A 22,307-nucleotide genomic window follows, 5' to 3' on the forward strand; every position below is an offset into this window, starting at 1 on the left:
CGTCAGGCAGACGACTATGATCGCCGCATGCCCTACGACCCGTCAGCGTTTCCGCCCTTCGCCGTCACCGTGGACCTGGTCGTACTGACCGTGCGTCGCCATGCCCTGTGCGCGCTGGCGGTACGGAGGGGCGAACCACCGTTCCAGGGGCGTTGGGCGCTCCCAGGCGGTTTCGTACGGGCCGACGAGGACCTGGCACAGGCCGCGGCGCGCGAGCTGGCCGAGGAGACTGGGCTGCGCGTCCACGACCCGGCCGTCCCCGCCCAGGACAACGGCGCGCACCTGGAGCAGCTGGCCACCTACGGCGACCCCAAGCGGGATCCCAGGATGCGGGTCGTCAGTGTCGCCCACCTCGCCCTGGCTCCCGATCTGCCCGCGCCCAGGGCGGGCGGCGACGCCAGCAACGCGCGCTGGGCTCCGGTCGAGGAACTGCTGCAGCAGGGCGGTTACGGGCGGGACGCCGAGCCGGTCGCCCCTCTCGCCTTCGACCACGCGCAGATTCTGGCGGACGGAGTGGAACGAGCCCGCTCCAAGATCGAGTACTCGTCGCTGGCCACAGCTTTCTGCCCGCCCGAGTTCACGGTCGGAGAACTGCGTCGTGTCTACGAGGCGGTGTGGGGGGTGGCGCTCGACCCGCGCAACTTCCACCGCAAGGTCACGGGCACCCCTGGCTTCCTGGTGCCCACCGGTGGGACGACCACCCGCCAGGGAGGCCGCCCGGCACAGCTCTTCCGGGCAGGTGGCGCGACACTGCTCAACCCTCCGATGCTGCGCCCCGAGGTGTGACGCCGGGCCTGGAACGCGACCCGCCCGCAGCCCGGACAAGGGTGATTGCCCTACCCGAGACGGCCTCGCGCTGCCCGGAAAAACGGACATAGCGCGCTATCTTGCTGTGAGTGATCCAGGCCTTCGGACTGACCAGCAACCCTCGCAAAGAGCTTCCGCCCGCGGCCGACGACGTCTCCTTCGAGGCGCGAGCGGGCCGCGTCACCGCGCTGCTCGGAGCGCCGGGCGCCGGCAAGACGACGGTCCTCAGGCTCATGCTCGAGCTCCAACACGGCCGTGGCATCACGTACTTCCGGGGCCGCCCCCTGCATCGCATCGCCCATCCCTCACGCGAGGTCGGCGTGCTGCTGGGCGACGTGCCGGGGCACCCGGCCCGCACGGTCCGTGGTCATCTGCGCATGCTGTGCGCCGCCGCGGGGGTTCCGGTCCGGCGCGCCGACGAAGTGCTCGAGGCGGTCGGACTCGTGAGCCTGCGCGACGAACGCCTCGGTGCCCTCTCGCGCGGCATGGACCGCCGCCTCGGCCTGGCCTGCGTCCTGCTCGCCGACCCGCACACCCTCGTCCTCGACGATCCGGCCGACGGGCTCACCGCCCGCGAGGGCAACTGGCTGCACGGCATGCTTCGCGCACACGCCGGCCACGGCGGCACGGTCCTGTTCACCACAGCCGACCCCAAGGAGGCCGCGCGCACCGCCGACCGCGTCGTCACGCTGGAGCAGGGCCGGCTCGTGGCCGACCAGGAGGCCGCGGAGTTCTCGCGCACCCGCCTGCGTCCCCGTGTAGCCGTACGCAGCCCGCACGCGGCCCGTCTGGCGGCTCTCCTGGCCAAGCAGGCCCGTACCGCGCAGCGCTCCGTCGAAGTCGCACGAGAAGGCGACAACCGCCTCTCCGTGTACGGCAGCACCTGCGCGGACGTCGGCGAGACCGCGTTCCGCCACGGCATCGTCGTCCACCAACTCGCCGACGAGATCGGCGACATGGGTCCCGGCGCGGGAGCTGTGCAGCTGGGTGAGCCGTGCGGCGAGTGTGATGAGGGCCGGGTCGAATCGGAGCCACCCGCGGACGAGCGGCAGCGGGCCGACGTGGCGCGAACCTCCGCCGTCGAGCCGGATCGCGACGGCGTCGAGCCGGATCGCGACGGCGTCGAGCCCGATCACGACAGCGCCGAGCCGGCGGGAGCCAGTGCCGAGCCGGAGCGAATCCCTGCCCAGCCGGGTCACGTCACCCACGCACTCTGGCCGATCGCCGCCCCCCGGGCCGATGAGCCGGAGCCCTCCCCCGACGCGTCGACGCCGACCGCGGCGGACCCCGTGGCCACCGTCCCTGAGCTGCGACCCAGCATCGAGCTGAAGCCTGCCGCTGACGTCTCAGGACCAGCCGCAGACGAGCCGCTGCCCGCCCCCGGGCATACGCAGCCCTCTCGTGAGCTGCGACCCACCCTCGAACTGCAGCCCATCGCTGACGCACCGGAACCAGCCGCCGACGAGGCGCTGCCCCCCTCCGGTCATGCGCAGCCCGTTGCCGAGCCCCACGAGCGCCCGGAGGTGCCCGCGGCCGGCCACGTGGGCAATGCCGCCGCCCCTCCCCAGGGGGAGACGACCGCCCCCTCCCCTCGCCCAGCGCCGCACCCCGTCGAAGCCCGCATGGCGCGTGCCCTCGGCGCACTGCCCCCTCTGCCGCCTCCCATCTCCGTTCGCCCCGCACCCAGTCCGCTCCGCCCCCTCCGTTACGAGATCCGCCGTGCCGCCGGGATCGGCACCGGCTTTCTCACCGGGGCCGTAGTGCTCGTCGTGTCCGCCGTGACCGCCGTCGTGCTCGCCCGTATCGGGCACACGCCGCAGCCGCGTCTGCTGGCCGCGTGGCCGCGGGAGCTGCCCCTGCCCCCCGCGGCGCTCGGTGCGGGCCTGCTCGGCGCGCTGGCCTTCGGTGACGAGTTCCGCCACCCCGCCCTGGCCGCGGACCGCGGCACCGTGCCCCGCCGGCTGGGGCTGCTGGCCGCCAAACTGCTCGTCGCCTCGGCCACCGCGCTGGTGCTGGCCGTCCTCACCGTCGGCTGCGACACCGAGGTGCTCTATCTCGTCTACGGACGGGAGCTCGCGCAGGTTCCCGCCGACTGGCTGCCGCTGAGTGCGAGTTGGATCGGTCTCGTCGTCGGCTGCGCCTGGGCGGGCGTGCTGGCCGCCGGAGTCTTCCGGTCCACTACGGCGGGTCTCGCCGCGGTGGCCGCCGTACCCCTCCTTGTCGTACCTGTCGTGCACAAGGTCTTGGACGGACCGTCCGTTCGAACCGCGGCCGGACTGCCCATGCGGCTGCGAGAGGTCCTCGTGCCGCGGTGGCCCTTCGGAGGGGAGCGCTACCTGGAAGCCGCGCTCGGAGTGCTGTCCCAACCCGTCGGCGGCGCAATGACGTTGTCGCTGACCGCGCTGCTCTGCGCGTACCTGCTCTCCACCCTGCGGAGCAGGTTCCGGTGACGACTGTCCGTAACCCCTCGTCCAGCCATGCGCACAACTCCCCGCAGAACGCCCATTTCTTTCCGATAAGGCGTCAATTGCGACGGGGTGAGCGATCACCCTTTCGTGTGCTTTTCACCAAAGACCTCAAGGGAGTTGAAGACGGCGCCGACAAAGGATGCGTGAGTACCCTTGCGCACACCATGATGACCGCCGCCCGCTCCGCTGACTCCGGCCTCGCGAGCCCGGGCGAACTCGACCGCTACCCGTACGCCGAGGCGCCCGCCGTCGACCGCGTCGGGGTCTCTGCCTGGGATGGCGCGGACCCCGAGCTGGGCCGTGTGGGACGACGCGCCGCGGGCAGCCGCGGACGCGGGCTGCACGGCCAACTCGTCCAGCAGCTGGGTCAGATGATCGTCTCCGGCGACCTGGGCGCCGACCGCCCGCTGGTGCCCGAGGAGATCGGCCAGCGCTTCGAGGTCTCCCGCACCGTCGTCCGCGAGTCGCTCCGCGTCCTGGAAGCCAAGGGCCTGGTGAGCGCCCGCCCGAACGTCGGCACGCGTGTGCGCCCGGTCAGCGACTGGAACCTCCTCGATCCGGACATCATCGAGTGGCGGGCCTTCGGGCCGCAGCGCGACGACCAGCGCCGCGAGCTGAGCGAGCTGCGGTGGACGATCGAGCCGCTGGCCGCCCGCCTCGCCGCCGGCCACGGCCGCGAGGACGTCCAGCAGCGCCTGGTGGACATGGTCGAGATCATGGGGCACGCGATGGCTCAGGGTGACGCGCTCACGTTCTCCCGCGCCGACTCCGAGTTCCACTCGCTGCTCATCCAGGTCGCGGGCAACCGCATGCTGGAGCACCTCTCGGGAATCGTGTCCTCGGCCCTCCAGGTCTCGGGCGGTCCGGTCACGGGCTGTGACCGGCCGAACGAGGCGTCGCTGACGCACCACGGCCGCATCTGTGACGCCCTCGCCGCCGGTGACGGAGCCGCGTCCGAGGCGGCGATGCGCCAACTCCTCACGGTCCACCCCGAGGTGGAACGGGTAGTGCCCGCCCCGCGCGAGCACTGACCGCGTTCCGCGGGCGGCGCGGTCGGGTGTGCCACCCCCCTCCTGTGGCAGCGCCCGATCGATGAACCGCCTCCCGTCGGACCCCGCAGGATCCTTCGCGATCCTGCGGGGTCCGACGGCGCGAAGGGGGCCATCCATCCGCCGCAGCGGTAAAGTCACGTCCAGGAGTGACAGCCTCTATCCGTATCTGACCGCTTTTATTCGCTTACGGGGTGTGACTCGGGCCACGCGGATTGGGCGTAACGCTCGCGGGAAGAACGCGATGACCTAAGAGGTGACAGCCGCGGAGGGAATACGGACGCCGTTCACGGCGCTGTGCATCTTCCCGGCCCCCGCCCGCGCCGTCGGCCCATCCCCAAGCCGGCGGTCGGCCCCTGTCCACTGTGGACGGGGCCGGAAGCCGTTTTCCAACGTTCCGAGAGGTTGTTCGTGTCGGCCAGCACATCCCGTACGCTCCCGCCGGAGATCGCCGAGTCCGTCTCTGTCATGGCGCTCATTGAGCGGGGAAAGGCTGAGGGGCAGATCGCCGGCGATGACGTGCGTCGGGCCTTCGAAGCTGACCAGATTCCGGCCACTCAGTGGAAGAACGTACTGCGCAGCCTCAACCAGATCCTCGAGGAAGAGGGTGTGACGCTGATGGTCAGTGCCGCAGAGCCCAAGCGCACCCGAAAGAGCGTCGCAGCGAAGAGTCCCGCCAAGCGCACCGCCACCAAGACGGTCGCGGCCAAGGCGGTGACCACCAGGAAGGCCACCGCCACCGCCACGCCGGCGGCGCCCGCCGCCGAGCCCTCCGTCGAGGACGAGGCGCCCGCCAAGAAGGCAGCCGCCAAGAAGACGACCGCCAAGAAGGCGGCCGCGAAGAAGACCGTCGCCAAGAAGACGGCGGCCAAGAAGACCAGCGCCAAGAAGGACGACGCCGAACTCCTCGAAGAGGAGGTGCTCGAGGAGGCAGCCCCCGGCAAGGCCGGTGAGGAGCCCGAGAGCACGCCGGAGAACGCGGGCTTCGTACTGTCCGACGAGGACGAGGACGACGCGCCCGCCCAGCAGGTCGCCGCCGCCGGCGCCACCGCCGACCCGGTCAAGGACTACCTCAAGCAGATCGGCAAGGTCCCGCTGCTCAACGCCGAGCAGGAGGTCGAGCTCGCCAAGCGCATCGAGGCCGGTCTGTTCGCCGAGGACAAGCTGGCCAACGCCGACAAGCTCGCCCCCAAGCTCAAGCGCGAGCTGGAGATCATCGCCGAGGACGGCCGCCGCGCCAAGAACCACCTCCTGGAGGCCAACCTCCGCCTGGTGGTCTCCCTGGCCAAGCGCTACACCGGCCGCGGCATGCTCTTCCTGGACCTGATCCAGGAGGGCAACCTCGGTCTGATCCGCGCGGTGGAGAAGTTCGACTACACCAAGGGCTACAAGTTCTCCACGTACGCCACCTGGTGGATCCGTCAGGCGATCACCCGCGCCATGGCCGACCAGGCCCGCACCATCCGTATCCCGGTGCACATGGTCGAGGTCATCAACAAGCTCGCGCGCGTCCAGCGCCAGATGCTCCAGGACCTGGGCCGCGAGCCCACCCCGGAGGAGCTGGCCAAGGAGCTCGACATGACCCCGGAGAAGGTCATCGAGGTCCAGAAGTACGGCCGCGAGCCCATCTCGCTGCACACCCCGCTGGGCGAGGACGGCGACAGCGAGTTCGGTGACCTCATCGAGGACTCCGAGGCGGTCGTCCCGGCCGACGCGGTCAGCTTCACCCTTCTCCAGGAGCAGCTGCACTCCGTCCTGGACACGCTGTCCGAGCGCGAGGCGGGTGTCGTCTCCATGCGCTTCGGTCTCACCGACGGTCAGCCGAAGACCCTCGACGAGATCGGCAAGGTCTACGGCGTCACGCGCGAGCGGATCCGCCAGATCGAGTCCAAGACCATGTCGAAGCTGCGCCACCCGTCCCGTTCGCAGGTGCTGCGCGACTACCTCGACTAGTCGCCGGTCGTACGACGCGGAAGGCCCGGTCCCCTCAGGGGGCCGGGCCTTCGTCCTGCCGTGCTTCTCCGGGGGTGCGGCGCGGCGCAGGGTGAATCACTCTGGGTGCTCAGCGAACACCACGGAGTGAGGAGTGCGTATGCGTCGTCGCCTTGCCCGGCCCCTGGCCCGACCGCTGGTCCTGGCAGCCGTGGCAGCCGCCATATCAGCGGCCTCCAGCGCCCCTGTGGCCGCCGACAGCGTGGTCATAGGCGGTTTCCCTGTCGATGTGTCCGAGAGTCCGTGGACGGTCGCCCTGTCCAGCCGTGACCGGTTCGGAGGTACGCGTGCGGGGCAGTTCTGCGGCGGAGTGGCGGTCGGTCGCAGCACGGTGCTCACCGCCGCCCACTGCCTGGACAAGGAGGTCTTGGGTGTGGCACCGGAGCGCGTACGTGACCTCAAGGTCATAGCGGGGCGCACGAACCTGCTCTCGGACCGCAGCGGCCGGGAGGTCGCCGTGCGGCGTGCCTGGGTGAACCCGGCGTACGACGGTGTCAGCAACTTCGGGGACTACGCCGTACTCACCCTTGCCGAACCTCTGCCCGCCGGCTCGGTCATCGGCATGGCGGCCGACGGTGATCCCGCGTACGCGGTGGGCGGGACTGCGATGGTGTACGGGTGGGGCGACACTTCCGGCGCCGGCCAGTATCCGAACAGTCTGCGCGCCGCGCGTGTGCGCGTGATCTCCGATGAACTGTGCGAGGACGCCTATCCGGGCGGATCCGACGGCACGTACGAAGCCGAGAGCATGCTGTGCGCGGGGGAGAGGGAGGGAGGCCGGGACGCCTGCCAGGGTGACAGTGGGGGGCCGCTGGTGGCCCGGGGGCGGTTGATCGGGCTCGTGTCCTGGGGGATCGGCTGTGGGCGGGCCGACAGCCCCGGGGTGTACATGCGTGTGTCCGACGTCATGCGGACGCTCGGCTGGACACGGAGGTGAGGAAAGGCTCGAAGGGTGTCCGACGGAGCCTGGGCGGGCTTGTGTGGACGAGGACGGGCGGCTGCCTCTGCTGTCAGAGGCAGCCGCCCATTCACCGGCCTGTGCCGGGCTGGCTCGTCGTCGGAACGCGAGGTGTCAGCGCTCTTCTTCGGAGGCGGTCGCGGGAACGGTCGTGAGCCGCTCCGTCTCGTCCTGTATCTCAGCGGCGATCTTCTTGAGTTCCGGCTCGAACTTGCGACCGTGGTGGGCGCAGAAGAGCAGTTCTCCGCCGCTGAGCAGGACGACGCGCAGGTACGCCTGGGCGCCGCAGCGGTCGCAGCGATCAGCGGCCGTCAACGGGCTCGCGGGGGTCAGAACAGTAGTCACGTCGCCTCTTCTCTAGCTCGACGAGCTGTCGTACCAGGGTCAACATCCAACCAGCCATAAAACGTTCCCGCTCGTGGCTTTTCCTCGAAAAAATCTTGCGAGGCGGCTGTCTGCTGCCGGTTGGCGGCGAATGTGCCGTATTGCGTGTCCATGTGTCTTACGGGGCTTCGCGTTGTATCGGTGGTCGGTCCTCCCGGCTGGGTTGCCGGTTGTTCATGAGGACGTGCCCGGAGCCTAAATGGTTCATGCCTGGAAGGGAACGTGATGTGTACTTCACTCCATCGAGGGATCGAACACGCATACGAGCCTGGACTAGTCTGAGTCTCTGACGAGGGTGGCGTTACAACGGCTCTACCAGGCCTCGGTACCCTCTCACCGGTGACTGAAGCCGCGCCCTTACCCATGAGGGCCCCATCTGAAATTCAGCGAGGAGCGAACCGCGTGACCGCCGAAACGTCCGTGCCGTCCACAGCTCTGCTGGCAGGAGCAGACCGGGACGGATCCAACTACACCGCGCGGCACCTGCTCGTCCTTGAGGGGCTCGAAGCCGTGCGCAAGCGCCCGGGCATGTATATCGGGTCGACCGACAGCCGCGGTCTCATGCACTGCCTCTGGGAGATCATCGACAACTCCGTCGACGAGGCCCTGGGCAACTACTGCGACCACATCGAGGTCATCCTCCAGGACGACGGATCCGTCGAGGTCCGGGACAACGGCCGGGGCATCCCGGTCGACGTCGAGCCCAAGACCGGCCTCTCCGGTGTCGAGGTCGTCATGACCAAGCTGCACGCCGGCGGCAAGTTCGGCGGCGGCTCGTACGCCGCCTCCGGTGGCCTGCACGGCGTCGGCGCCTCCGTGGTGAACGCCCTCTCCGCCCGCCTGGACATCGAGGTGGACCGCGGCGGGCACACCCACGCCATCAGCTTCCGGCGCGGCGTCCCGGGCGCTTTCGCCGGGAACGGCCCGGACGCCAAGTTCGAGGCCAAGGGCGGGCTGCGCAAGGCAAAGAAGATCCCGAAGAGCCGCACCGGCACGCGCGTGCGGTACTGGGCCGACCGCCAGATCTTCCTCAAGGACGCCAAGCTCGCCCTGGAGACGCTGCACCAGCGCGCCCGCCAGACCGCGTTCCTGGTGCCCGGCCTGACCATCGTCGTGCGCGACGAGTACGGGCTCGGCGAGGGCGGCAGTAAGGGCGAGGAGTCATTCCGCTTCGACGGCGGAATCAGCGAGTTCTGCGAGTATCTGGCGAACGACAAGCCGGTCTGCGACGTCCTCCGCTTCTCCGGACAGGGCAGCTTCAAGGAGACCGTCCCCGTCCTCGACGACCACGGCCAGATGACGCCCACCGAGGTCACTCGCGAACTCGGCGTCGACGTCGCGCTGCGCTGGGGCACGGGATATGACACGACGCTCAAGTCGTTCGTGAACATCATCGCCACCCCCAAGGGCGGTACGCACGTCGCCGGTTTCGAGCAGGCCGTCGCAAAGACGATGAACGAGGTGCTGCGCACCAAGAAGCTCCTGCGCGTCGCCGAGGACGACATCGTCAAGGACGACGCCCTGGAAGGCCTCACCGCGGTCGTCACCGTGCGCCTCGCCGAGCCCCAGTTCGAGGGCCAGACAAAGGAGGTGCTCGGCACCTCGGCCGCCCGCCGGATCGTGAACAACGTGGTCGTCAAGGAGCTCAAGGCGTTCCTGACCTCCACGAAGCGGGACGCCGCGCAGCAGGCCCGTGTCGTGCTGGAGAAGGCCGTCGCCGCGGCCCGTACGCGCATCGCCGCCCGCCAGCACAAGGACGCGCAGCGCCGCAAGACGGCCCTGGAGTCCTCCTCTCTGCCGGCCAAGCTCGCCGACTGCCGCAGCGACGACGTCGACCGCAGCGAACTGTTCATCGTCGAGGGCGACTCCGCGCTCGGTACGGCGAAGCTCGCCCGGAACTCCGAGTTCCAGGCGCTGCTGCCGATCCGGGGCAAGATCCTCAACGTCCAGAAGTCATCCGTGACGGACATGCTGAAGAACGCCGAGTGCGGCGCGATCATCCAGGTCATAGGAGCCGGATCGGGCCGGACCTTCGACATCGACACGGCTCGCTACGGCAAGATCATCATGATGACCGACGCCGACGTCGACGGCTCGCACATCCGCACCCTGCTCCTGACCCTGTTCCACCGCTACATGCGGCCCATGGTCGAGGCCGGCCGGGTCTTCGCGGCGGTGCCGCCGCTGCACCGCATCGAGATCGTCCAGCCGAAGAAGGGCCAGGACAAGTACGTCTACACGTACTCGGACCGGGAACTGCGCGACAAGCTCATGGAGTTCCAGAGCAAGGGCATCCGCTACAAGGACTCGATCCAGCGCTACAAGGGTCTCGGCGAGATGGACGCCGACCAGCTGGCCGAGACGACAATGGACCCGCGCCACCGCACTCTGCGCCGGATCAACCTCTCCGATCTGGAGTCGGCCGAGCAGGTCTTCGACCTGCTGATGGGCAACGACGTCGCGCCGCGCAAGGAGTTCATCTCCAACTCGGCGGCGACACTGGACCGGTCGCGGATCGACGCGTAGCCGCTGCGCCGGGCTGTAGCCGGCAGGGGCGGGGCGTCGGTGACCGGGGTGGACCGCTCGTGGACATCGCTGTGCCGCCCTGGTTCAGGTGCGGCACCAGCGGTGTCCGAATGAGGCGTCCGGACATGCCCCCGGCCTTGCCAGAGGTGTCTCTCCACCCGTGGGTGGAGAGATGCCCGGTCTGGGATCCACCCGTCATCCACCCATGATCCACCCTGACTCCGATCCTGTGACCTGGCGATTTCCGTAGCGTCGAAGGCGTCGGCGGCACCCGCTGCCGGCGACTCCCTTCTCGCTCACGGAGGTTGTGATGTCCGGGCTCGTCGACGCGTTGGTGATCGTGGCCGTTGCCGTAGTGGTGATCGCCCGTCAGTTCCGCGCGAGCCGGATCGACGGCGAGCGCCGCTGGTGGCTCCTGCCCGCGATCCTGGCCGTCGTCGCGCTGCGCGAGCCCGGCATACTCGATCCGCATCACCACACGGCCTCGGTGCTCCTGCTCGGCGCCGAACTGCTCGTCGGCCTGGCCACCGGAGCCGGCTGGGCCTGGACCACCCGCATATGGGCAGAGCCGGACGGCACCGTGTGGAGCAGGAGCAGCATGGCGAGCGCCGCCGTCTGGGTCGTGGGCATCGGACTGCGCATCGGCCTCTTCGCGCTCGGGGCGGCGGTGGGTGTTCACCAGGACAGTTCGGCCCTGCTGTTGGGGCTCGCGGGAACCCTCCTTGTCCGGGCCGGAATCCTGGCCTGGCGCGGTCAGTCGCTGCGCCCCGCCGCGAACATGAGCGGGGCGTACCGTGAAAGCACGGCCCGACCGGCGGGGAAGGAGCGTGTGTGAAGGAGAACGCCTGGACGCGCTGGCCTTCCCGGGAGGCGCTCAGCCGCGAGGGAATCTCACGCTCCCGCTGCATGCTGGCCTGGACGGTGAGGGCCCTGGTTCTCGGCCTGTTGCTGTGGGGTGCCTTCTCCGACGGTCATGCGGGTGGCGGGAGGGCGGCTGCCGGTGCCGGCGGAGTGCTGCTGGCGGCACTGCTCGCCTGGGCCTTCTTCCGAACTACGCTCCAGCACCGCCTGTGGCCGTCGCTGGCGTCGCTCGCGCTGCTCCAGGGCCTTGCCGTCGCGGCCCATATTTCGGGGTTCGAGGTGGCGGCCCTGGTCATGTGGTGCGGGTGTGCCGTCTCGGCGCTGGAGCGGCTTCCCCCGGCCGTCGCCCTCGCCGCAGCGGGCGTGGCACTCGGTTCGTACGGGGCCGTCAACAACGACGACATGCTGACGGCCGTGGTGACCGGAGTCGGCATCGCCCTCGCCGGATACACGCTGCGTCTCGACGCCGAGGCCCGTGGCAGCGCACAGCGGCTGCTCGCCCAGGAGCGGGCCGCACGCGCGGCCGAGGCGGAGACGGCCGCGCTCGCGGAGCGGGCCCGCCTGGCGCGTGAGATCCACGACGTGCTGGCGCACAGCCTCTCGGCCCAGCTCGTGCACCTGGAGGCGGCCCGGCTGCTCATCGAGCGCGGAGGGGAACGTGAGCAGGTGCTCGAACGAGTGGTGGCGGCACGCGAGATGGCGCGCGGCGGACTCTCCGAGACCCGGCAGGCGCTCTCGGCCCTGCGTGGGGAGCTGACCCCGCTGGAGGACTTCCTGAATCAGTTGGTGGGTTCGGCCGACGGCGCCGAGATCACCATCACGGGTGAACGCAGGGCGCTGCCGGCCGAGGCCTCGCAGACCGTGCGCAGAGCCGCCCAGGAGGCTCTGACGAACGTCCGCAAGCACGCTCGGGGTGCCAAGGTGCGCCTGCGGCTCGACTACCGTCCGCACGAAGTGACCCTCGACGTGCGGGACTCGGGCGGCTCGCCGGGTGAGCTGACCCGGACGGGCGCCGGGTACGGTCTGCTGGGCATGCGGGAGCGTGCGGAGCTGCTGGGCGGCTCGCTCGAGGCCGGGCCGGGCGAGGAGGGGTTCGTGGTGACGTTGAAGGTGCCGGTATGACGCAGGAGGCCGAGCGGAAGCCCGCTCGGGTGGTGGTCGTGGACGACCAGACCGTCGTGCGGGAGGGCATCGTGATGCTGCTCGGTCTGTTGCCCGGGATCGAGGTGGTCGGCGCCGCCGGTGACGGTGAGGACGCGGTGAGGCTCGTCGCCGAACTGGCCCCGGACGTGGTGCTGATGGACCTGCGCATGCCCCGCTGCGACGGAGTGGAGGCGACCCGCAGGATCCGCGCGCAGCACCCCGGGACGCAGGTCGTGGTGCTCACGACGTACGCGGACGACGAGTCCCTGTTCCCTGCACTGGCTGCCGGAGCGCGCGGCTATCTCACGAAGGACGCGGGCGGAGACGAGATCGTGCGGGCCGTGCAGAGCGTGCTGTCCGGGCAGGCGGGGCTCTCGCCGAGCATCCAGAGGCGGCTGCTGGAGCGCCTGGCGGAGCCGAGACCGGCGGCGGCGCCTGCCGAGGCGCCGGACGGGCTCACCGTGCGGGAGACGGAGGTGCTGGTTCTCATCGCCGACGGGCTCAGCAACCAGGAGATCGGCCGCAGACTGCATGTCTCCACCGCCACCGTGAAGACCCATATCAACAACCTCTTCGGCAAGGCGGGGATCAAGGACCGTGCCCAGGCGGTGCGTTATGCCTATCGGAAGGGTCTGGTGCGGCCACCAGCGGGTTGAGTCACCTGAAGGGGTGAAGAGAGAGGGGAAGAAGAGTCGGGGATCTTCCCGTTCTGTCCATCCTTGGGCATGCAGCCAAGCAAGGGCCGTCCCCACGAAAGCGGGGCCGGTAAGGAAAGTTGGGTCGAGGCTCTCGACGCTCATGACCCGGTCCCGGCCGAAGAGGCCGGGCACCTCAGGTATGACGACCCCTGGTATGACGCTCTCGCCTCCGGCTGGGGCGAGTCGGCCGGTGCCGAGGTGCCCGCGCAGGCGGTGGTGCCGTCGGCGCGTAGGGAGGGCGAGACCGGGGCCGCGCCGGCCGAGGTGTACCTGGAGGTGCAGCGCAGTGCGGCCTTTCAGGAGGTGCGGCGGCGGTACCGGAGGTTCGTGGTGCCGGCCTTCGTGGCCTTCTTCGCCTGGTACGTGGGCTATGTCGTGGCTGCCACGACCGCGCCGGAGCTGATGGCCCGGCCCGTGGCGGGAGCCATGAACGTGGCGATGGCCGCAGGGCTCGGGCAGTTCCTGACCACGTTCCTGCTCACCTGGGCATACGCCCGGCACGCGCGGCTGCGCAGGGACCGGGCGGCGCTCGAACTGCGCTGGGACACACAGGAACTGACGCGCGGCGCGAACGGCGGTGTCTCATGACCGGGGAACACCAGACGCTGGCGCTGCTGCTGTTCAGCGCGTTCGTGGCGGTCACGCTGGCGATCACGACGTGGGTGAGTCGTAAACGGCGTGGTTCGGCGGAGGAGTTCTACGCGGGCGGGCGGCTCTTCTCACCCATGGAGAATGGTTTTGCCCTCGCCGGTGACTACATGTCGGCCGCCTCCTTCCTGGGAGTCACCGGGCTCATCGCACTGTTCGGCTACGACGGGCTGCTGTATGTCGTCGGGTTCCTCGTGGCGTGGCTGGTGGTGCTGTTCCTCGTTGCCGAACTGGTGCGCAACTGCGGCCGGTTCACGCTCGCCGACGTCGTGGCGGCGCGGATGAGGGAGCGGCCGGTACGGATCGCGGCGGGAACCTCCTCGGTCACCGTGTCCGTTCTGTATCTGGTGGCGCAGATGGTCGGCGCGGGCAGCCTGGTGGCACTGCTGCTGGGTGGTACGAGCGAGGCGGCGCGGTCCTGGACGGTCATCGGTGTGGGCGCGCTCATGGTGATCTATGTGTCGTTGGGAGGGATGCGGGCGACCACGTGGATTCAGATCGTGAAGGCCGTTCTGCTGCTCGGCGGCACCATCGCGCTGACGGTGCTCGTCCTGATGCGTTTCCACGGCGACCTGGACCGGCTGCTGCTCACGGCGGCCGAGCGCAGCGGGCACGGGGCGGCGTTCCTGGCGCCCGGGCTGAAGTACGGCGGCGACTGGACCGCTCGCTTCGACTTCATCAGTCTGGGACTGGCCCTGGTGCTGGGTACGGCGGGGCTGCCGCACATCCTGTCCCGCTTCTACACGGTGCCCACCGCGCGTGCCGCACGCCGCTCGGTCGTCTGGGCCGTCGGACTCATCGGCGGCTTCTACCTGATGACGATCGTGCTCGGCTTCGGCGCCGCCGCCATCGTGGGGCCGGACGCCGTACGAGGGTCGAACGCGTCCGGGAACACGGCGGTTCCGCTGCTGGCGCTCGATCTGGGCGGAGGTGCCGGATCCACAGGCGGCACGGTGCTCTTCGCGATCGTCGCCGCGGTCGCGTTCGCCACCATCCTCGCCGTGGTCGCCGGGATCACGCTCGCGTCCTCGGCCTCGGTGGCCCACGATCTGTACGCGTCTTTGCGGCGCCGGGGCGGCAAGCCGCGCAGCGAGGTGGCGGTGGCCCGCGTCGCGGCCGTCGGAGTGGGCGTGGTGGCGATCGCCCTCGGCCTGCTGGCGCGGGATCTCAACGTGGCGTTCCTGGTGGGTCTCGCCTTCGCCGTCGCCGCGTCGGCGAACCTTCCGGTGCTGCTCTACTCCCTGTTCTGGCGCCGCTTCACGACCCGTGGCGCCGTGTGGGCCGTCTACGGCGGTCTCGTTCCGGCCGTGGTGCTCGTGGTGCTGTCACCGGTGGTCTCGGGCAGCCCGGACTCGCTGTTCCCGGGCGCCGACCTCCAGTACTTCCCGCTGCAGAACCCGGGCTTGGGTTCGATCCCGCTGGGCTTCCTCGCGGGCTGGCTGGGCACGGTCACCTCGGCGGACGTCCCGGACGAGGCCAGGCACGCGGAGACCGAGGTGCGGTCGCTGACCGGGGCTGGAGCGGCGTAGGGGCGGTGCTTCCCCCTCCCCGCCGGACTGTCCTGGACTAGGCGCGGGTCGCCCACACGTAACGGTGTTCCGGGCGGCCCGCGTCCCCGTACTTGAGGGTCAGCCTGGCCCGTCCCGTGCGCTCCAGGAGCTTCAGGTAGCGCTGGGCGGTCTGGCGGCTCACCCCGGTGCGCTCGGCGATCTCCTGGGCGGACAGGGGGCCGTCGGCGTGCATCAGGGACTGACGGACCAGCTCCGCGGTGGTGGGGGAGTGCCCTTTGGGCAGATCGGGCTCCGACGGGGTCGACAGCGCCCCGAAGATGCGGTCCACCTCGGCCTGCTCGGCCTCCCCACCGCCGTCGAGGGTGCGGCGCAGCTCCGCGTACGCCTCCAGCTTGGCGCGCAGGCCGGCGAAGGCGAACGGCTTGACCAGGTACTGCAGCGCGCCCTGCCGCATCGCCGCCTGCACGGTGGACACGTCCCGGGCCGCCGTCACCATGATCACGTCGGTCTGGTGGCCGCGTCGCCGCATCTCCTGGACGACCGTCAGTCCCGTCTCGTCGGGCAGGTAGTGGTCCAGGAGAACCAGGTCCAGCCCGGGCAGCGTCTCCAACTGGAGCAGCGCCTCGGCGGCGCTGTGGGCCTCGCCGGCGACATGGAAGCCCGGCACCTTCTCGACGTAGGCGGCGTTGACCCGCGCGACTCTGGTGTCGTCGTCCACGACCAGGACCTCGATCATCACGACTCCTTCTTGGCGGTCTGCGGAGCTGACGGCACGGTCAGGGCCGGTTCGGGGCCCGGCTCGGCGAGCGCCTCGGGCAGGACGACGGTGAACTCCGCGCCCCCGCCATATGCCTCGTCGACGGTCGCGCTGCCACCCTGCCGCTCGGCGAGCCTGCGCACCAGGGAGAGGCCGATGCCCCGCTCGCGGTGCGCCGGCGGCTTCTTCGTAGACCATCCCGCGGTGAAGATCAACTCCCGCTGCTCCGGCGGGATTCCCGGGCCCGTGTCGCGCACCCTGAGGATCGCCGTACGCCCCTCGGCGCGCAGTTCGACCTCCACGCGCGCGTGCGGCTTGCCCGCCACGGCGTCGAGGGCGTTGTCCACCAGGTTGCCGACGACGGTCACGAGCCCCTGGGGGTCGATCAGCCGGTCGGGCAGCCGGGTCCGGTCCGACACCCACAGGGCGACGCCCCGCTCGGCCGCGACGGTCGCCTTGCCGACCAGCAGGGCGGCGAGCAGCGGGTCCTCGATTCGCTCGGTGACCTGCTCCGCGGTGGCCCGGTGATCACCGACGACTTCGCCGACGAACTCGACGGCGTCGTCGTACATCTCCAGTTCGAGCAGCCCCAGAAGCGTGTGCATACGGTTGGCGTGTTCGTGGTCCTGGGCGCGCAGGGCGTCGATCAGACCGCGGGTGGAGTCGAGTTCGCGGCCCAGTTGCTCCAGCTCGGTGCGGTCGCGCAGGGTGGCCACGGCGCCGCCGTCGTCGGTGGGCATCCGGTTGGCGACCAGCACGCGCTGGCCGCGCACGGTGAGCAGGTCCGTGCCGGTCACGCGCCCGGCCAGCACATCGGACGTGCGGCCCGCGCCCAGCGCCTCGTCCGGGGAACGGCCCACTGCGGCGTCGCCGATGCTCAGCAGCCGCTGCGCCTCGTCGTTGAGGAGCCGGATGCGGCCGGTGCGGTCCAGGGCGACGACGCCCTCCCGGATGCCGTGCAGCATCGCCTCGCGTTCCGACAGGAGCGCCGCGATGTCGGAGAAGGCCAGGTCCCGGGTCTGCCTGTGGACCCGCCGGGAGATGAGCCACGCGGCCATCGCACCGACGGCCAAGGCGCCGCCGGCGTACGCGAGCAGCCCAGGGATCGCGTGGATCAACCGGGCCCGGACGCTGTCGTAGGCGATGCCGACCGAGACGGCGCCGACGACGGAGCCGTCGCTGTCGCGCAGCGGCACCTTGCCCCGGGCGGAGCGGCCCAGGGTGCCGCTGTCGATCTCCATGACCTCTTTGCCGGCCAGAGCCTGGCCGGGGTCGGTCGAGACGATACCGCCGATCTGCTTCTTGTCGGTGTGCGACCAGCGCACACCGCGCCAGTCCATCACCACGATGTACTCGGCCTGGGTGGCCTTCCGGATCCGCTCCGCCTCCTGCTGCACCGGACCGTTCGGGGAGGGAGGGGTGTCCCTCAGGTCCTGTGCGAGATCGGGCTGCTGGGCGGTCGTCTGCGCGATCGCGAGCGCCCGGCGCATCGCCTGATCGTCCAGCTGATTGCTCAGAGGCGCGAGGAACAGCCCGGTCGCGAGGACCGCGACTCCCGCGGCGATCGCCACCTGCATCAGCAGCACCTGCGAGAACACCCGCCGCGGGAGGCCGAGGCGCAGGCGGCGTGCGGGGGGAGTGGGGCTCATACCCAAGACGGTACGTGCGGCTGCCTACCTGCCGTAACGGGTGTGGCGTGGATCTCTTGATCAATGCTCGCGAAGCCGGCGCGGCCACGCGCCGGGCGAAGGTGGCATCAATGCTTGATCGGGATGGTGCCGCCCCGGTGGCCGATCGGTCAGCTCGCGAGCGTCGTCGTCACCCTCATCTCGCGCACCGCCACGACGTCCATCCGCGCGGGCGAACCGAGGACGGACGCCCCGCAGCTCTCCGGGCGGGGCGGCAGAGCCGCACCTTGGGCCACCTCAACCTGCCAGCGGCGCCCGTCGGTGTGGGCGACGGTCACCTCCCAGCGCGGGGCCGCGCCCGACGTCCGTACGACGCTCAGCGCCTGCGCGGCATACTCGCCGGTCCCGGTGCGCACGGCGAGCTCGGCCGCCTGACCGGGCCGTTCCCAGGCCGAGCTGCCCCGGCAGCCCTCCACGACGATCCGCCCCTCCCCGGCGCCGTGCAGGACCTCCTTGAGGGTGTGGGCCTCGGCCCGGCCGTACGCGTATCCGTACGGCAGCACGAGCACGGTCGGGGAGAAGCGGTGACCACCCAGATGGGTGACCTCCCAGACGCCCTCGACGCCCGACGCGGCGAGCTCGGCCGCGAGGGGCCGGCCCAGGAGGGCGCAGCAGCGGTCCCGCTTGCCGTTGGTGCAGACGAGGGCGAGCGGATCACCGTCGTGGGGCCGGCCGCCGAGGACCGAGTCGAACGTGTGGTGGTCGCCCCGGCCGAGCGCGGCGAAGTCGAGATCGAGCAGCTGTTCCGGGTCCGAGGCCGTGGCGCCGTGCAGCCACACGTTTCCCGGAACGGTGTGGGCCGCGTACACCCGGCGCGAGGCGGGCATACGGCGGTCCGCGTGGCGCCCGGGGCGGCGGATGAGCACGATCCGCACGCCCGTGTCCTTCGCGGCCGCCTCCAGGGCACGGCCCAGCGCGGGGTCCAGATGGCTCGAGGTGAGCGCCTTGGCACCCCACGGACCGGGCTGTTCCAGCAACAGCCAGGTCCTCGCGGTGGCCGCGGTCGCCGAAACGGGCTCGTCGAAGTCCCGGGAGACGCTCGTGCACGTACTCACACAGGTGAGCCTAACCTGAGTCGGTGCGCGGCGACGGCCGGGCCCGCCCTGCCCTACTCCGGCAGTGGCTGAGGCGGCTTCGGACCCGCGTAGAGACCGCTCGGGCGCATGCGCAGCGGGCGTTCGCCGTACTCCTCCAGGGCGTGAGCGATCCAGCCCGCCGTACGGGCCACGGCGAAAATCGTCTCGCCCGCGGTCGAGGGCATGCCGCAGGACGTGGTGAGCACGGCGAGCGCCAGGTCGACGTTGGCGTGCAGCGGGGCGTGGCGGGCGGTGGTCTCGACGATGTCGCGGGCCGCGAGGAGGGCGGGCTCCGCGCGCGGGATCTGTTCCAGGAGGGTGAACAGGGCACGCGCGCGTGGGTCCTCGCCCGGGTAGAGCCGGTGGCCGAGTCCCGGGATACGGCGGCCGGCGCGCAGCTCGTCCGCGATGACGGGCGCCGCGTCGCCCTGGTCGAGCACATCGAGGAGCAGTCGGTGGGCGAGCCCGCTGGCCGCGCCGTGCAGCGGGCCCTCGATCACGCCCAGCCCCGCGGAGACCGCCGCGTAGGCGTGGGCACGGGCCGAAGCGGCGACGCGCACCGCGAGCGTGGAGGCGGCCAGGTCGTGGTCGACGAGGAGGGCGAGAGCGGCGTCCAGGGCGCGCAGGGACGCCTCGTCGGCGTCCTGCCCGGACAACCGGGTCCACAGGCGGTGGGCCAGGGGGCCCTCGTCGCGGCGGTCGTGCCTCACGGGTGGCAGAGCGTCGACGAGCGTGGGAATGAGCGTGCGTGCCGTGCCGAGCACGGCCTCCTCGGACAGGTCGAACCGCAGCGGGTCGGCGGTCGCGGCGGCGATCGTCGCGACGCGCAGCAGGTCGGTGGGCGCGGCGTGTTCGGGCAGTGCGTCGACGGCGCGGCGGGCCACGGCGACGGAGGCGGGGGGCGCGGTGAACGTGCCGCCCCGGTGCATCCGGCCGGTCCACAGCCACTCGGCGACCTCCTCGTAGGTGTGCCGTGCGGCCAGCTCGGTCGCGTCGACACCGCGGAAGTAGTAGCGGTCGCTCTCGATGAGCGTGATGCGGGTCCGTACGGACAGCTCACCGCCCGATCCGGAACTGCCCGCGCCCTCCCGCCTGTTGCGCCGGGCGAGCGCCTCGACCTCCTCGGCGTCGAAGGTGCTGCCCCGGCCGCCGGTCACCCGTCGGCTGCTGAGCTGACCGCGGCTCACGTACGCGTACACGGTCTCCGGCTTCACGCCGAGCAGCTCGGCGGCCTCTTTGGTGCTCAGCCGCCTGTCCGCGTCGCGGGGGACGGGTTCTTGATCGCGCATGGGGGTCACCGTATCCGCCTAGCGGCCCATTGATTGATGTATTGATTGAATCAATATTGACACGACTAAAGTCAATCATGGACAGTCGAATCAAGTCCAGGGAGGAAGACATGTCCGTCAACAGGTCCGCAGCCACTCTTCTCGACGTGCCACGGGGACTCGCCGGGGTCGTCGTCACCGACACCCGGATCGGTGACGTCCGCGGTCTCGAGGGCTTCTACCACTACCGGCAGTACTCGGCCGTCGACCTCGCGCGGACCCGCGGCTTCGAGGACGTCTGGCACCTGCTCGTGCACGGCGAACTGCCGGACGCGGGGCGGAGCGCGGCCTTCGCGGCCGAGACCGCTGCGCTGCGGCGGCTCCCCGGCGAGGTCCGAGCCGCTCTGCCGGCCATAGCGGCGGCCGGCGGGCGCTCCGGCCCGCTCGCCGGGATGCGCACGGCGCTGTCGCTGCTGGGTGCGGCGAAGGGGTTCCGCCCCGTGTACGACGTCGACGCCGAGCGGCGCCTGCAGGACACGCTCGAGGCCGCCGCCGCCGTACCCACATTGCTCACCGCGCTGCACCGGCTGGGTCGAGGGCTCGAGCCCGTGGAGCCGCGCGAGGACCTGTCGTACGCGGCGAACTACCTCTACATGCTGACCGGCTCGGTACCGACCGAGCAGCACGCACGGGCGATCGAGCAATACCTGATCTCAACCATTGATCACGGATTCAATGCGTCAACCTTCACGGCCCGGGTCATCGCGTCGACCGGTGCGGACGTGGCGGCGTGCCTCGCCGGTGCGGTGGCGGCGCTGTCCGGGCCGTTGCACGGAGGTGCGCCCAGCCGCGCGCTGGACACCCTGGACGCGATCGGCACCCCGGACCGGATCGACTCCTGGGTGCGTCAGCGGGTGCTCGCGGGGGATCGCATCATGGGCTTCGGGCATGCGATCTACCGCACGGAGGACCCGCGGTCCCGGATGCTGCGCGAGGTCGCCCAGGCGTTCGGCGGGCCGCGCGTGGACTTCGCCGTGGAGGTCGAGCGTCATGTGGAGGCGATCCTGGCGGAGCTGAAGCCCGGCCGTGAACTCCATACCAACGTGGAGTACTACGCGGGCGTGGTCATGGAACTCTGCGGCCTGCCCCGCGAGATGTTCACTCCGACCTTCGCCGCCGCGCGCGCCGTGGGCTGGAGCGCCAACATCCTGGAACAGGCGGAGGACACGAAGATCATCAGGCCGGTGGCGCGGTATGTGGGGCCGGAGGCGCCGGTGTCGGTGCCGACTGCGTAATCGCGCCGACTGCATAAACAGCCACAACTGTCCTAAACGGGCTGATGATCGATTCTTCACTGCCTTCCGTCACTCTTGCGGATGTTCTCCAGGAACGCGAGTGCCCCCACCCTCGCGGGTGATAAAACAGGGCCGCAAAGGTGCCTTGCTTCCTTGGGGCGCGGGGGCGGAGTGTGTGCGTGTCGCACGGCGGCCAGGGCTCGGGCCTGCGAGGATGCCACCGCTCGCGCGGCCGCGGGCGCAGGCGCTTGTGCCTTGAGAACAGAGGGAATTCAACAGTGAGTCAGATCATCCGCCGCCTCGGTGTCGCTCCCCGCTATCGAGGCAGTGCCGGTGGCGGGACATGTCCTGACATCTTTGAATTGGCCGACGGGAACTTCGCGGTCATCGGCACGGATGTCACCGACTCGCTCGACACTCAGCTGCCCGACGACGCCGGACGCGCCGACTATGAACGCATCGTCGTCATCACCAGGGAGACCCTGGTCAAGGCGAAGAAGGACATCCCCGACGCCTAGTGGTGCCGTCGTCGTGAAGGAGCCGGTCCGTCTCGGCGGTGCCGTACGGGCCGGCTCCTCGCGTCACGGGTCGGTGGGAGGCTCGCCGACCACCCACCACTCATCGGTGTCCGCTTCCTCGAGTTGCAGTAGCAGGTCGTCGACGAGCCGGCCGAGTTCCGCCTCCTCGGTGCCCGTGAGACTCGCGCGCTGTTGCTGGGTCGCGTACCAGTACTCCCTGACGATCGGGTTCTGGAAGATGCCCCGGACGTGCTTGAAGAACTCGTCCCTTCCCATGTTGCCGATGCGGTAGTAGCAGAGCAGGTTGGTGTACAGGGCGTTGGCGAAGAGGTACTGCCGACGCCGCTCAGGGGTGACGGGCCTCTCGAAGATGTCCAGGACCTCGGCGAGTTCGGTGTCGTCGATCGCCTTGCTCAACAGCTCCCAGTGCTGCCGCTGCTGCCTGGCCAGATTGGAGCGCTGCTGCGTGCGAGCGTGCTGTTCCAGCTGGTCCAGGCGTTCGTGCAGCGTGTCCATCGCCTGCTTCTGTGCCGCCATGGCGACGAGAGCGCCGGCCACCATGCCGAGGCCGGCCGCGGCAGCGGAGCGCAGTCCCTGTATCCCAATTTTCCGTGTGGCCATGTCAACCCCCGAGTCAGGCGGCCGTCCGCCGGTCGTCGG

Annotated in this window: 19 protein-coding genes; 13 read left to right on the forward strand and 6 right to left on the reverse strand. The window is 70.5% G+C overall.

What is annotated here, in order from left to right; translation table 11 throughout:
• Positions 1–27: 27 nt before the first annotated feature.
• The 5 genes from ACZ58V_RS38605 to ACZ58V_RS38625 all read left to right on the forward strand — a co-directional run bounded on the left by ACZ58V_RS38605 (position 28) and on the right by ACZ58V_RS38625 (position 7,253).
• On the forward strand, positions 28–786 hold the full coding sequence (locus ACZ58V_RS38605) for an NUDIX hydrolase (protein ID WP_184589838.1): 759 nt from the start codon (positions 28–30) through the stop codon (positions 784–786).
• A gap of 110 nt (positions 787–896) precedes the next feature.
• Positions 897–3,257 carry an ABC transporter ATP-binding protein gene (locus ACZ58V_RS38610; protein ID WP_471295929.1) on the forward strand — a complete coding sequence of 787 codons (2,361 nt, stop codon included), beginning with the start codon at positions 897–899 and terminating at the stop codon, positions 3,255–3,257.
• 161 nt (positions 3,258–3,418) lie between these two features.
• The gene (locus ACZ58V_RS38615) at positions 3,419–4,306 is read left to right on the forward strand and encodes a FadR/GntR family transcriptional regulator (RefSeq protein ID WP_468192349.1); all 888 of its coding nucleotides are present in this window, start codon (positions 3,419–3,421) and stop codon (positions 4,304–4,306) included.
• A gap of 429 nt (positions 4,307–4,735) precedes the next feature.
• The gene (locus ACZ58V_RS38620; RefSeq protein WP_468192348.1) at positions 4,736–6,277 is read left to right on the forward strand and encodes an RNA polymerase sigma factor; all 1,542 of its coding nucleotides are present in this window, start codon (positions 4,736–4,738) and stop codon (positions 6,275–6,277) included.
• A 139-nt stretch (positions 6,278–6,416) separates the two neighbouring features.
• A complete protein-coding gene (locus ACZ58V_RS38625; protein WP_471295931.1) occupies positions 6,417–7,253 on the forward strand; it encodes a S1 family serine peptidase in 837 nt (278 codons plus the stop codon).
• Between the two features lie 135 nt (positions 7,254–7,388).
• Here the strand turns inward: ACZ58V_RS38625 and ACZ58V_RS38630 are convergent, their stop codons facing one another.
• A complete protein-coding gene (locus ACZ58V_RS38630; RefSeq protein WP_184589764.1) occupies positions 7,389–7,619 on the reverse strand; it encodes a DUF7455 domain-containing protein in 231 nt (76 codons plus the stop codon).
• A gap of 441 nt (positions 7,620–8,060) precedes the next feature.
• Between ACZ58V_RS38630 and ACZ58V_RS38635 the strand changes: the two genes are divergently transcribed.
• The 6 genes from ACZ58V_RS38635 to ACZ58V_RS38660 all read left to right on the forward strand — a co-directional run bounded on the left by ACZ58V_RS38635 (position 8,061) and on the right by ACZ58V_RS38660 (position 15,063).
• Positions 8,061–10,184: a DNA gyrase/topoisomerase IV subunit B gene (locus ACZ58V_RS38635; RefSeq protein WP_468192344.1), complete on the forward strand. Its 2,124-nt coding sequence runs from the start codon at positions 8,061–8,063 to the stop codon at positions 10,182–10,184.
• Positions 10,185–10,494: 310 nt separating this feature from the next.
• Positions 10,495–11,019: a DUF1453 domain-containing protein gene (locus tag ACZ58V_RS38640; RefSeq protein WP_468192343.1), complete on the forward strand. Its 525-nt coding sequence runs from the start codon at positions 10,495–10,497 to the stop codon at positions 11,017–11,019.
• The gene (locus ACZ58V_RS38645; protein ID WP_471295933.1) at positions 11,016–12,167 is read left to right on the forward strand and encodes a sensor histidine kinase; all 1,152 of its coding nucleotides are present in this window, start codon (positions 11,016–11,018) and stop codon (positions 12,165–12,167) included. Before ACZ58V_RS38640 ends, ACZ58V_RS38645 begins: the two co-directional genes overlap by 4 nt.
• Positions 12,164–12,844, forward strand: coding sequence for a response regulator (locus tag ACZ58V_RS38650; RefSeq protein ID WP_471295934.1), 681 nt, complete (start codon positions 12,164–12,166; stop codon positions 12,842–12,844). The genes ACZ58V_RS38645 and ACZ58V_RS38650 overlap by 4 nt, the downstream gene beginning before the upstream one ends.
• A 69-nt stretch (positions 12,845–12,913) precedes the next feature.
• Complete coding sequence (locus ACZ58V_RS38655) at positions 12,914–13,474, forward strand: DUF485 domain-containing protein (protein ID WP_471295935.1); 561 nt, start codon at positions 12,914–12,916, stop codon at positions 13,472–13,474.
• The gene (locus ACZ58V_RS38660) at positions 13,471–15,063 is read left to right on the forward strand and encodes a solute symporter family protein (RefSeq protein WP_468192339.1); all 1,593 of its coding nucleotides are present in this window, start codon (positions 13,471–13,473) and stop codon (positions 15,061–15,063) included. Before ACZ58V_RS38655 ends, ACZ58V_RS38660 begins: the two co-directional genes overlap by 4 nt.
• A 37-nt stretch (positions 15,064–15,100) precedes the next feature.
• On the opposite strand, the gene ACZ58V_RS38665 is transcribed toward ACZ58V_RS38660, so the two are convergent.
• The 4 genes from ACZ58V_RS38665 to ACZ58V_RS38680 all read right to left on the reverse strand — a co-directional run bounded on the left by ACZ58V_RS38665 (position 15,101) and on the right by ACZ58V_RS38680 (position 19,855).
• Positions 15,101–15,781, reverse strand: coding sequence for a response regulator (locus ACZ58V_RS38665; protein ID WP_468192338.1), 681 nt, complete (start codon positions 15,779–15,781; stop codon positions 15,101–15,103).
• The gene (locus tag ACZ58V_RS38670; protein WP_471295938.1) at positions 15,781–17,451 is read right to left on the reverse strand and encodes an ATP-binding protein; all 1,671 of its coding nucleotides are present in this window, start codon (positions 17,449–17,451) and stop codon (positions 15,781–15,783) included. Before ACZ58V_RS38670 ends, ACZ58V_RS38665 begins: the two co-directional genes overlap by 1 nt.
• 149 nt (positions 17,452–17,600) lie before the next feature.
• Positions 17,601–18,545: a sucrase ferredoxin gene (locus ACZ58V_RS38675; RefSeq protein WP_471295939.1), complete on the reverse strand. Its 945-nt coding sequence runs from the start codon at positions 18,543–18,545 to the stop codon at positions 17,601–17,603.
• A gap of 53 nt (positions 18,546–18,598) precedes the next feature.
• Positions 18,599–19,855 carry a citrate synthase gene (locus ACZ58V_RS38680; RefSeq protein ID WP_468192335.1) on the reverse strand — a complete coding sequence of 419 codons (1,257 nt, stop codon included), beginning with the start codon at positions 19,853–19,855 and terminating at the stop codon, positions 18,599–18,601.
• Between the two features lie 110 nt (positions 19,856–19,965).
• On the opposite strand from ACZ58V_RS38680, the gene ACZ58V_RS38685 reads away from it, so the two are divergent.
• Positions 19,966–21,129: a citrate synthase gene (locus tag ACZ58V_RS38685; RefSeq protein ID WP_471295942.1), complete on the forward strand. Its 1,164-nt coding sequence runs from the start codon at positions 19,966–19,968 to the stop codon at positions 21,127–21,129.
• A gap of 278 nt (positions 21,130–21,407) precedes the next feature.
• Positions 21,408–21,647 (forward strand): hypothetical protein, encoded by a 240-nt coding sequence (locus tag ACZ58V_RS38690; RefSeq protein WP_184589726.1) that lies wholly within the window; start codon positions 21,408–21,410, stop codon positions 21,645–21,647.
• 63 nt (positions 21,648–21,710) lie between these two features.
• Here the strand turns inward: ACZ58V_RS38690 and ACZ58V_RS38695 are convergent, their stop codons facing one another.
• Positions 21,711–22,268 (reverse strand): DUF6082 family protein, encoded by a 558-nt coding sequence (locus tag ACZ58V_RS38695; protein WP_468192332.1) that lies wholly within the window; start codon positions 22,266–22,268, stop codon positions 21,711–21,713.
• Positions 22,269–22,307 lie beyond the last annotated feature (39 nt).

Source organism: Streptomyces sp. NPDC040589 (assembly GCF_055594445.1).